At 30.3% G+C, this 12,065-nt stretch carries 9 protein-coding genes, 2 pseudogenes and 1 riboswitch; of the genes and pseudogenes, 10 read left to right on the top strand and 1 reads right to left on the bottom strand.

What is annotated here, in order from left to right; all coding sequences use genetic code 11:
- Positions 1 to 584 precede the first annotated feature (584 nt).
- A pseudogene (locus CLCHR_RS25575) lies at positions 585 to 1,895 on the bottom strand (voltage-gated chloride channel family protein); the annotation flags it as partial.
- Positions 1,896 to 2,001: 106 nt separating this feature from the next.
- Positions 2,002 to 2,061: riboswitch (Fluoride riboswitch) on the bottom strand.
- Between the two features lie 237 nt (positions 2,062 to 2,298).
- On the opposite strand from CLCHR_RS25575, the gene CLCHR_RS09865 reads away from it, so the two are divergent.
- The 10 genes and pseudogenes from CLCHR_RS09865 to CLCHR_RS09820 all read left to right on the top strand — a co-directional run bounded on the left by CLCHR_RS09865 (position 2,299) and on the right by CLCHR_RS09820 (position 11,893).
- Complete coding sequence (locus CLCHR_RS09865) at positions 2,299 to 3,747, top strand: FAD-dependent oxidoreductase (RefSeq protein WP_079439545.1); 1,449 nt, start codon at positions 2,299 to 2,301, stop codon at positions 3,745 to 3,747.
- 248 nt (positions 3,748 to 3,995) lie between these two features.
- The gene (locus CLCHR_RS09860) at positions 3,996 to 4,442 is read left to right on the top strand and encodes a MarR family winged helix-turn-helix transcriptional regulator (protein WP_079439544.1); all 447 of its coding nucleotides are present in this window, start codon (positions 3,996 to 3,998) and stop codon (positions 4,440 to 4,442) included.
- A gap of 286 nt (positions 4,443 to 4,728) precedes the next feature.
- A complete protein-coding gene (locus CLCHR_RS09855; RefSeq protein WP_079439595.1) occupies positions 4,729 to 5,127 on the top strand; it encodes a hypothetical protein in 399 nt (132 codons plus the stop codon).
- Positions 5,128 to 5,232: 105 nt separating this feature from the next.
- Positions 5,233 to 5,646: a (2Fe-2S)-binding protein gene (locus CLCHR_RS09850; protein ID WP_079439543.1), complete on the top strand. Its 414-nt coding sequence runs from the start codon at positions 5,233 to 5,235 to the stop codon at positions 5,644 to 5,646.
- A gap of 439 nt (positions 5,647 to 6,085) precedes the next feature.
- Positions 6,086 to 6,265 (top strand): (2Fe-2S)-binding protein, encoded by a 180-nt coding sequence (locus CLCHR_RS09845; RefSeq protein ID WP_079439542.1) that lies wholly within the window; start codon positions 6,086 to 6,088, stop codon positions 6,263 to 6,265.
- A gap of 335 nt (positions 6,266 to 6,600) precedes the next feature.
- Positions 6,601 to 7,662, top strand: coding sequence for an FAD:protein FMN transferase (locus tag CLCHR_RS09840; protein ID WP_079439541.1), 1,062 nt, complete (start codon positions 6,601 to 6,603; stop codon positions 7,660 to 7,662).
- 48 nt (positions 7,663 to 7,710) lie between these two features.
- Positions 7,711 to 9,177, top strand: a complete 1,467-nt coding sequence (locus CLCHR_RS09835; RefSeq protein WP_079439540.1) for an FMN-binding protein — start codon at positions 7,711 to 7,713, stop codon at positions 9,175 to 9,177.
- Positions 9,178 to 9,421: 244 nt separating this feature from the next.
- Positions 9,422 to 9,787 (top strand): annotated as a pseudogene (locus tag CLCHR_RS09830) (NAD(P)H-dependent oxidoreductase); the annotation flags it as partial.
- A gap of 14 nt (positions 9,788 to 9,801) precedes the next feature.
- The gene (locus tag CLCHR_RS09825) at positions 9,802 to 10,518 is read left to right on the top strand and encodes a response regulator transcription factor (RefSeq protein ID WP_079439539.1); all 717 of its coding nucleotides are present in this window, start codon (positions 9,802 to 9,804) and stop codon (positions 10,516 to 10,518) included.
- A complete protein-coding gene (locus tag CLCHR_RS09820; protein WP_079439538.1) occupies positions 10,502 to 11,893 on the top strand; it encodes a sensor histidine kinase in 1,392 nt (463 codons plus the stop codon). The genes CLCHR_RS09825 and CLCHR_RS09820 overlap by 17 nt, the downstream gene beginning before the upstream one ends.
- The last annotated feature ends 172 nt before the right edge of the window (positions 11,894 to 12,065 follow it).

Below are 12,065 nucleotides of genomic sequence, written 5' to 3'. Positions count from 1 at the left end.
ACTTGATCTTTACTTGGAGGAGAAGACCATGTACCACCATCAGGATTATATGAATTGTGGTTTAGCCTAACTTTACCACCATTAACTGAAATGTTATAAATAATTTCGCCTTTAGGATTTGGAAGTTCAATGATAGACTTTAAAAGCCTAAATTGATTTTTAAGGTTTACTTCTTTAGATTCACTATCATAATCGTCATATTCATCATCATAGTAAACATTATTCTTATAATCATGTTTACTATGATGTTTTTGAAGTGAATATTGTACTTCAACGCTGTTAAATAAATTAGTGTTCATTAAAAATAGTTCATCCTTTTGGCCATAAGATTCAGATACATTAATAGCATGAATTTCTTCAGTATTATCTTTTAGTTTAATATATTTTAACTGTCCTTTAATAGGATTTGCTGACCAGGTACCACCGTCAGGATTATATGAACGATGAACTAATCGTACACCTTTTCTGTTACATTTGATTTTATACATATTTAGGCCTTCTATACTAGGCAGCTCTATACTTGAAACTCCAAATTTAAATTGACTAATAAGAATATGATTATCTTTAGATTTTTTTTCATCTACTTTCTTTTTTCTATAATAAGCAAGAGTCGATTCTTGAGGGACTTTAATTAATCTGCTTTTGCTTATACCAATCTTTTGCGAAGTATAAATACCAGAATGACCAGAGAATAAATAACTTATAGCACAAGTCATAAACATAAATTCCATACCTGCTGAGCCAAACATTTCAAGGCCTAAAACAAAAGAAGCTATAGGTGCATTTGTAGCTCCTGCAAATACTCCAATAAGGCCTAAGGCTGCTAAAAGTGAAGGTGAAATATTAAGAATACTTGATAAAGTATTTCCAAAGGTTGAACCAATTACAAAAAGGGGAGTAACCTCACCGCCTTGAAAGCCTGTACCTAAGGTAAATGAAGTAAATATAATTTTTAGCAAAAATGCAAAAGGGTTAACATGCCCAGTAAAGGAATCATTGATTAATGGAATACTTAAACCAAGATAATCTCTTGTTCCTATTATATATGTAAAGGCAATTATTATAAGTCCGCCCATAAAGCTTTTAATAGAAGCATTTTCAAAACCAGAAGAAAAAACTTCTTTTAATTTATGAGTTAATTCACTGAACAGCTTACTTATTAATCCAAATAAAATTGCAGCAATTACAACTTTTAATACTGAAGAATATGTAATGTCAGGAATTTGCAAAACGCTATAATGAGTATGATGAATTCCCCATACTTCAGTCATAATATTTCCTACAAAAGCCGAAATAAAGCAAGGAATTAACCCCGCATAATTCATAGTTCCAAGAGCAGCCACTTCAAGTCCAAATATAGTACCAGCAAGAGGCGTACCAAATACAGAACCAAATCCGCTGCTTATACCACACATTAAAATAATTTTAGTATCTGTTTTATCTAGTTTTAATAACTTACCAATACTTTCTGCTATACTTGAACCAATTTGTACTCCAGTACCTTCTCTTCCAGCAGAACCACCAAATAAGTGAGTAATGAAAGTTCCAAAAAAGACTAAAGGTGCCATACGCAAAGGGATATGATCTTTGCTTGTATTAATTTTATCTATAATTAGATTGTTACCTTTAGAAGAGTTTTTCCCATATTTAGAGTATAAGAAACTTACAAGTGCACCTCCTATTGGTAAAAGGAATAATAGCCAAGGATTATCATTCCTTAATGTTGTAGCAATATCTAAACTTTTTAAAAAGAAAGCAGCAGCAGAACCTACTAAGGATCCTACTATTGTACTAATTATAATCCATTTAAAAAATGACAGCCCAAGGATTGTACTCATATTCAAGTTCTTAATAAATAGTGTTGTTCTTAAAATTTTTGAATTTCTTTTATGCATTATTATTCTCCTTATCTTATTGTTTTTAGTAATATAATTTAGCATAATAATTATTGTGTATATTTGGAAAAATAAAAATGACTCCTACAAAAAAGCGGATTACCGCTATTTTGTAGGAGTCATTAGCATTACGCAGTTAAAGGCGAACTCCATCACCTAAAATATATTAGTAATATTATCATAATTAATTTATTTGAACAATTAATGCAAATGCTAAGAACTCAAAAGAGATTGACCTAGTTTTATTACTAAACGATATCATTAAATATTACAACAATAATTATAAAAAATTAGATGTTTCTAATATGATTTATATGAATATTTTAAAAATTAATTGTAGGAACTAATAGAAATCTGTGTATAGTATTTAAAAAAATGGAATACTAAGCACGAGGTGATTTATATGGAAAGTGTATGGAGTTCTGAAGTTAATTTTAGAAAAAGAGAAACTCTAAATAAAAATATTGAATGTGATGTTCTTGTAATAGGGGCTGGAATGGCAGGGCTACTTACAGCATATATGCTAAGTAAAAGAGGGAGAGAAGTTGTTGTAATTGATGCGAGAAGTACAGCAGGTGGAGTTACTAAAAATACAACTGCTAAAATAACATCTCAGCATGATTTAATTTATGATAGTATCATTAAGGAATTTGGTGAAGAAGGAGCAATACAATATGCGAGAGCTAATGAGCTTGCAATAAGGAGATACAAGGAAATAATTGATTCAGAAAAAATTGATTGTGACTTTGAGTATAAAGATGCGTATTTGTATACGTTAGATAATATCGAAAGTCTAGAAGATGAATATAATGCGGCTCAGAGATCAGGAATTGATGCAGAGCTCGTAGATGAAGTAAGTATTATTCCTGTAGGGGCTAAAAAGGCGTTAAAATTCAAGAATCAGGCACAGTTTAATCCACTTAAGTTTTTGAGTCCAATCTCAGAAAAATTAACTATTTATGAGAATACTGTAGCTCTTGATATTACTGAAGACAACACTGTAGTTACAAAAAATGATATGAAAATTAAAGCTAATAAAATAGTGGTAGCAGCTCATTACCCATTTTTAAATACTCCAGGATATTATTTTATGAGAATGCATCAAGAAAGAGCGTATGTTTTGGCATTAGAAAATGCAGAAGATGTAAATGGAATGTATAAATGTATTGATAAAACAGGATATTCTTTTAGGAATTATAAAAATTTATTAATATTTGGTGGTGCTGTTCGAAGAACTGGGGAAAATGAAGAAGGGGGAGCATACGAAGAGTTAAGAAAAGCAGCCAAAGAATTGTATCCAAACTCAACAGAAAAATATCATTGGTCAACTCAAGATTGTATGACATTGGACAATATACCTTATATAGGTCACTACTCATCTAAAACTCCTAATATTTATGTTGAAACAGGATTTAAAAAATGGGGAATGACAACTTCAATGGTTGCGGCAATGATAATAAGCGATATGATTCTTGAAAATGAAAATGACTTTTCAGAAATATTTTCACCAGGAAGATTTGATATGTCATCTTCAATGAAAAATGCTGCTAATGATCTGATAATAACTGCAAAGAACTTCATTGCTCAAAGGATAGATATTCCAGAGGAGACTCTTGAGAGTATTCAAAATGGTCATGGGGGCATTGTAGAATACAAAGGTCAAAAGACTGGAGTATATAAGGATAATGATGGTAAAGTGTTCACGGTATCAACAAAGTGTGCCCACTTAGGCTGCGAGCTTAAATGGAATGCTGATGATTTAACTTGGGATTGTCCTTGTCACGGTTCAAGATATAATTACGAGGGAATCTGGATTGAAAGTCCGACTAATAAGTGTCTTCATGAAGTCTAATCTTGTGTATTAAAGTCTATATTGTTACATACCCCCAATATTTTTACTAGATAGCCGTATTGTATAAAACCAGTACGGTTTTTATTCTTTGGAATATTATAATCAAGTTAAGTTTGTAGATGATTTTTATAAGTAGTAGAAACACATAATCTTCAAAGCAGATTTTTTGGGTTCTACCAATTATTTCATAAAGTTATATTGATATAATCCCCTTGACATTATTACTAATTAGTAATAATATTATACCCATGGATAAGAAGAAAGTTACTTATGGAGAATTAAATGATTTAAATTTAAAAGCTATTATAGCATTAAGCCGATGCATACAAAGTGTTAATAAAAGAGAAATTAAAATTATCAAAGAAGGAGGATTAACTTTTTCACAATTTGGAGTACTTGAAGTACTGTATCATAAAGGAGACTTAAGAGTCAGTGAAATATTAGAGAAAACTCTTTCAACTGGTGGTAATATGACTGTTGTTATAGATAACCTAGCTAAGGATGATTTAATCGAAAGACGACCTGATCCTAAGGATAGACGTGCGAGTCTGATAAGCATTTCTGAAAAAGGAAGAAAGCTTATGAGTGAACTTTTTCCTAAGCACGTAGATAATTTAAGTGAAATTTTTAGTGCTTTAAGTGTTGAAGAGAAGAAGAATCTAATAAATATGTTAAAGAAATTATCAGGTGTATAAAGTGAAACTTAGCTTCAGAGGGAGTTTTATCTCCCACTGAAGGTTAGTTGAACTTATCTAGGGTCGTGCCACTGTTATCTCCCGCTTCAATAGAAGATGGGAGTGTTACAGTGGCTAGACATCAGATAAAGTTACACCTTAATTTTTAAATAAATAGTACTAATTAGTAATTAACTAGTTAGTAGTTAACTAATTAGTAATGATTAATTAATTTTATTTAGAGAATATGATTTGAGATTGGAAAGGAAGAGTTTAAGTGGACTATTTAAGTAATTTGGAGAATGATATGAAAGAAATATGCGATGACTGTTGCCAGAAAGGTTCAGATAATTGTAATTATAGAAAGTGCAATATTGGATTTGCAAAGTATGTTGTAGAAAATATAAAAGATAAAGCTATAAAAGCTATAGAGGATGGACAAAATCTAATTCCAAAGGACGATTTAAAATACTATGAGGATAAAATAATTGCCAGAGGAATCGCAAATATCTGTAAGTTATGTAAAGACTGCAATGAAAATCATAGTGAAAATTGTGTTGTAGCACTAACAAGAAGATCTTTAGAATATACTCAATTAAAAGATAAGATAGAGTATCCAGGAAATGTACTTATGTACCTAATGAATGTCTCGAAACAAAATCCAGAGCTAGCAGAGTCAATCAAATTAGAATACTTAAGCATATAAGGAACATTAATAAAAATAAAAACTTTAAAAAATAGTTAATAGAGGTGACTATATTATAAAACACCTTTCATATAAATAAAAAAATAATGAGGAGAGTTACGTAAGATGATTAAATCAATATTATCAAAATTATTTGGAATAAAGGAAGAAGTTAAAACTGAGGACAATAAAATTGTTTGTGGATGTTTTAAAATAACAGAACAAGATTTAAAGAATGCAGTTAAAAATGGTGCAAAATCATTTGAAGAAGTGCAAACTATCACTAAAGTTGGTACTGGCTGTGGCCGCTGTGTAGAAGGTAATAAAGCACTAATTAATAAATTAATATTAACAAATAAAATAGAAGAAAATGCAGTAGTATGTGGTTGCTTTAAAGTTACAGTACAAGATATAAATAATGCAATTAAAAATGGAGCTAAATCATTTGAAGAAGTGCAAGCTATTACAAAAGTAGGAACTGGTTGTGGACATTGCGTAGAAAGCAATAAAGAATTAGTTAAACAATTATTAGCAAGATAGTATAAAGATAAACAGAACTTAACTTAAACTTATACAATAACTCACCGAAATGAGTAGCATACTTTTGTTCCAGTTTCTAAGGAATTTTTATGGGTGACTCTAAGAATAAAAGTTGTACCCAAAATGCTAGCCTCAAAGGCAAAACGCTCACAGAGAAAGTTCTGCTGACCAAATATAAAATTTGGAGCATCACTTTTTGAACTAGCATATTTGGAACAACTTTTATTCTAAGAATCACATCCATAAAAATTCCTTATGAAACATTCCACAAAAGTATGCTACTCATTTCTAGTTGGGTTATATTTAAAAGCATATGCTAAGGTTATGATTTGTTTATATATAATCTGAAAAGCATACATAATAAAGATGTAAGTGCTAAAAATAATAATTGTTAGAAGATTTCATATATAAACTAAAAATAGTTAAAGGAGACGAGATAATGGATAATGATAAAGTAATATGCGGATGCAAAAATGTTAAAGTACAAGACATAAAGAATGCCATTGCTAATGGGGCAAAATCATTTGAAGAAGTTCAAGAAAAAACTGAAGTAGGAACTGGATGTGGACATTGCGTAGAAAACAATAGGGCATTAGTTGATGAATTATTAGGAAAATAGCACCAGAAATAAATACTATACCAACTATGATACCACTTACATAAAGATGTTAATGCATCTTTATGTGGTGGTTCTTTTGGTTTATGGTAATAAGTCTTAATGTATATGTGATTTATGCTTAAAATATATACCACATCTGAAAGAGCTCCTTCTCTTTCGGTAAGTTATCACATAAATTTAAGATCTATTTTGTTTTAAAGTTTTCTATCCCCATAAAATTCACACAAATAAATGTTAGAATACGTTCAGAAGTTGTAGGTGTAGGTGGAAGGAAAACTCAAAGAATTAGGTGGTTTTAAAAATTTAAAATCTTATATTATGGGGGTTATTAAAAATTGATTAGATTAATTCAGCAAAATTTATTCTTAGGAATTGTTATTGGAGTTCTTATAATAGTTATTTCAACTTATGTAGTTAATAAAAATAAGAAAGAAAGTGAAGGAACCATTGTAAGAGAATTTTATGGGCTTGGTACAATAATACGATTGAGAGTAGATGGAAGAAATGGAGAAAGAGCCATTCAAGAAGCTATGGATAGACTTAATGTAATAGAAAATAAGATGTCTGTATATAAAGAATTTAGCGAGGTCTCCATGATAAATAAAAATGCTGGAGTATCAAGCCAAGGGGTAAGCACAGATACTTACTTTGTAATAAAAAAAACAGTGGAATACAGCAGATTATCAGAAGGAACTTTTGATCCAACTATAAGGCCTATAGTAAGTCTATGGCGTATAGGAAGTGATAATCCTAGAATACCAAGTAAAAGTGAAATTACCAATAATCTTAAACTCGTTAATTATGAAGATATAATTCTTGATGAAAGGAATCATTCAATAGGATTAAAGCATGAAAACCAAGCAATTGATGTTGGTGGAATAGCTAAAGGGTATGCCGCAGATGAAGTAAGGAAAGTTTTTGAAAATTGCAAGATTAAAAGCGCTTTAATCGATCTTGGAGGAAATATTTATGCCTTGGGCACAAAGCCTGATAACACCTTATGGAACGTAGGTATTCAAAATCCTTCTGATACTCGTGGAGAACATATTGGAGTTATTAGCGTGGAAAATAAATCTGTAGTTACATCAGGAAATTATGAAAGGTATTTTACGAAGGAAGGAAAAATATATCACCACATAATTGATCCTAAAACAGGATATCCTTCTGAAAGTGAAATTATAAGTTCAACAATAATTTCAGATCACTCCATTGATGGGGATGGACTATCTACAGGGGGTTATATAATGGGGCTTGAAAAGAGCATTAAATTAATAGAATCCTTGAAAGGAATTGATGCTATTTTTATTACTAAAAGTAAAGAAGTATATGTGACTTCAGGGATAAAAAATAATTTTAAGATAACCAATACACAATTTACTTACAAGGATAGCCTATAAGAAAAAAACAAAATTTATTAACGTGAATAGTAGAATGGGAGAGAGACGATGAAAAAAACAATATCAAAGTTACAAGGATTGAGATTAATTTCTCAAATTATGTTTTTAATTTTAATGCCAGAATTAGTTGCAGTGATTTTTAATCAATTAAAAAAGCTATACTCAATGATTCTTAAAGGAAATTTTGATGTAATATCAGTATGGCCTCAATTATTAGCAATGGTTACAATTTTTATTATAACCATAGTACTTGGGAGATTCTTTTGTGGATGGCTTTGTACTTTCGGAGCTATTAATGATTTTATTTACATGATATCAAAAAAAGTATTTAAAACAAAATTCAAAGTTAATGAAAAAGTAGATTCTATATTAAAATATTTTAAATATGTTATTTTAATATTTATAATAGTAGTTATTTGGACAAGCGGTAGTACAGTGTTTGATAGTTATAGTCCTTGGGATGCATTTGCACAGCTTGATAATATTTCGGGTGCTATAGCAGGTTATACAGGAGGATTTATAATACTTGCAATAATAGCAATTGGAGCAGTTTTTATAGAAAGATTTTTCTGTAGATACCTTTGTCCACTTGGAGCTGTCTTTTCAATCTTATCAAAGGCTAGAATTTTAAAAATAAAGAAACTTAGAGACAAATGTGGATCTTGTAGAATATGTACAAATAATTGTTCAATGGGAATAAAGCTTTATGAAATGGATAAGGTGATCAGTGGAGAATGTATAAATTGCTTTAAGTGCATAGATGTTTGTCCTAGAAAAAATACTAAAGTAAATATTTTAGGTGAAGATGTAAGTCCATTACTTCCTAGTACAATAGCTATTGCTGCTTTTACTGGAGTAAATGCTTTAGGTGGCGTTATGAAGGATACAATGCCTAATCATTCATCAAATACTACTGTTGCTAGTAGCTCAGATATTAACAAATCAGAGCAAAAGAAATATAAAGATGGAACATATACAGGAGTAGGGAAAGGTAAGAATCCAGATTTAAAAGTTGCAGTGACTATAAAAGACAACAAAATCACAAATGTAGACATAGTATCTAACAATGAAACAAAGGGAAAAGAAGCCTTAAATACAGTACCTAAGGAAATTATAGATACACAATCTACAAGCGTTGATGTGGTATCAGGATCTACAATGACAAGTAAAGGAATCATGGAAGCAGTAAATAATGCTTTAAGTCAAGCAGAAATCAATGTTTCATCAACAGCTAATAACCAAGGAAAATATAATGATGGAACTTATGATGGAATCGGACAAGGTAAAAATCCAGATTTAAAAGTTGCAGTTACAGTAAAAGATGACAAAATCACAAATGTAGAGATTGTATCTAATAATGAAACAAAAGGAAAAGAAGCTTTAGCAGTAATTCCTAAAGAAATTATAGAAAAACAATCTACAGAGGTGGATGCAGTATCGGGTGCCACAATGACAAGTAAGGGAATTATGATGGCTGTAAATGATGCACTAAATCAAGCTGTAAGAAATAATTAATTCTCCTAATACAGACATAATTAAATTTCTTTGTAAATATCCATTTAATTAGATGCTTCATAGGCATCTAGTAAGAATAGAATATATTTATTTTTTCAAGGGAAAATAGAATGTATTTATATTTAAGGAGGAATTAATTATGAATCATTTGGTTGTATTTGCTAATCCAAACCCAGAAAGTTTTTGCAGAGGAATAGTGGATAGTATAGAAAAAGCATCAAAATAAAAAGGGGATAATGTTACTGTTAGAAATCTTTATGAAATAGGATTTGATCCTATTCTTAAACCAGCTGACTTTGAGGCTTTGCATAGTGGAAACATACCTGAAGATATAAAAACAGAACAAGACCATGTTAAATGGGCTGATGTCATTACATTTGTAAATCCTGTTTGGTGGGTAGGCCTTCCAGCAGTGTTAAAAGGGTATGTTGACAGAGTTTTTTCCTATGGATTTGCTTGTGAAAGTGTTGACGGAGCTCCAAGAGGTCCATTAAATGGGAAAAAAGCATTATTGTTTTGCACCACAGGCAGCCCTAATGAATATTATGCTCAAAATGGAATGCATAATTCAAGATATATTGATCGAATAAGTTATAATTATTTAAGTTAGGTAGGGGGTAAAATATGCTGGAAGAGAAAAAGGTTCTTATAGTAGATGATGAAAATAAGATAGTTGAAGTTATAAAATCATATCTAGAGAAGGAAGGTGCAATTGTATTTGAAGCATATGATGGTAATCAAGCATTAGAGATGTTTGAAAGGATTAATCCAGATTTAATAGTTCTAGATCTAATGCTGCCAGATATGACAGGTGAAGAAATCTGCAGCATAGTTAGAAAAAAATCTAGGGTACCAATTATAATGCTTACAGCAAAAATTGATGAAAAGAGTATAATTTTAGGATTACATATGGGCGCTGATGATTACATAACTAAACCTTTTAGTCCAAGAGAGCTTATAGCAAGAATATATGCTATATTTAGAAGACTTAATGAAGAAGTTGTACCTTTATCTAATGAAATTTCGTTTAATGATAATGATTTGGTAATAGATATGTTAAAGAAAGAAATACGGAAAAATGGAGAGAATATAGCGCTTACCTCAAGGCAATATAAAATATTGATGACCTTACTTAAGTATCCTAACAAGACTTTTACAAGGGAAGAGCTAATAAGCACGGCACTTGGAGATGATTATGATGGATATGATCGTAATGTAGATACTCACGTTAAAAATATAAGACAGAAGATTGAAACCAATCCTAAGGATCCACAGTATATAATTACTGTCCATGGAACAGGCTATAGGTTTGGAGGAGAATTTAATGAAGAAAAATCTTAGAAACAGACTTTCACTTTCATACATATTTATAACTATGATTTGCGTAGCACTCATTAGTATTCTTTCACACTTCTTTCTTGTAAATCAATTCAAAAATTATGTTATTCAAGAACGTGAAAGAGACAATAAAATTATTGTTGCAGCTATAAGTCGTGAGTATAGCGATAGTAAAACTTTTAATGTTGAGGCAATTCAAAGTATTGGTGCTGGTGCAATTGAAAATGGGTTATTTATCACTGTAAAAGATGCATCAAATAAAGTAATATGGGATGCTGAAACTTACAATAATATTAAATGTGAAGAAGTTAAAAATCGTTTGATTAGTACAATGGAAAAGATTTTTCCAACCTGGGAAAGTGAATATTCTAAAGATGAATATCCAATAATAAATAATTCTAATAAAGTAGGAACGATAAGTATAGGTCATTATGGCCCTTTTTATTATGATGAAAATGACATAATGTATTCAAAAACTCTAAATAAAATACTTATAGGTGTTGGAGCAGCTTCTTTATTATGTGCATTAATACTGGGATTGATAATGGCTGAAGGATTAAGCAGACCAATTTTGAAGGTTATAAATATAGCAGAGATGATTTCAAAAGGGGATTATAGTCAAAAGATTGAGAAGAAATCAAATGTTGAGGAGATAGACAAACTAACTGCCACTATCAATAGTCTTGGGTATTCTCTTAATGAACAAGAAAAATTAAGGCAAAGACTAACAAAAGATGTTTCCCATGAACTTAGAACTCCACTTTCTACTCTTCAAAGTCATATGGAAGCACTAATAGATGGAATATGGGAGCCAACCCCAGAGAGGCTTGTAAGCTGCCATGAAGAGATACTAAGACTTAAACGTCTTGTAGGAGATTTGGAAAAGTTAGCACAGTATGAAAGTGAGAATCTCGTTTTAAATAAGACAAAGTTTAATATTGGTGAGGTTGTTAAAAATATAGTTCTAAACTTCGAAAAAGAATTTTTAAATAAAGGTGTATCTTTAATTTTTCATGAGAAAGATATTGTTGCATATTTAGATAAAGATAAAATAAGCCAAGTTGTAGTTAATCTAATATCTAATGCCTTAAAATATACTCAAAAAGATGGTAAAGTTGATGTTAATATATATGAAGATAATAATTATATTGAAATAAGCATTAAGGATACAGGGATAGGAATATCACAGGATGATTTACCTTATGTGTTTGAGAGATTTTATAGAGCAGATGAGTCGAGAAATAAATTAACAGGTGGAGCAGGGATAGGACTTACGATTTCTAAGTCCATCGTTGAAGCACATGGTGGAAATGTAACAGTAGATAGCATAATTGGTAAAGGAACTAATTTTATAGTAGAAATACCGAAAAAGGTTTAATATATCCATAAAGTGCATTAACTAGTTTATAAATTCACATTCTAATATGACATATGGAAATTGTGATTCATATGAAATTGATGATAATCTGTATTTTGCTTTATCCCAGATTACTACTTCATCTATTTTTTTACCAATTTTAATTTTGCATATTATATCACATATATTATAT

Origin of the sequence: Clostridium chromiireducens (assembly GCF_002029255.1) — a bacterium.
GTDB lineage: Bacteria > Bacillota > Clostridia > Clostridiales > Clostridiaceae > Clostridium > Clostridium chromiireducens.
Note: the sequence above shows the minus strand (reverse complement) of the source record. Positions and strands in the feature narration are given on the sequence as shown.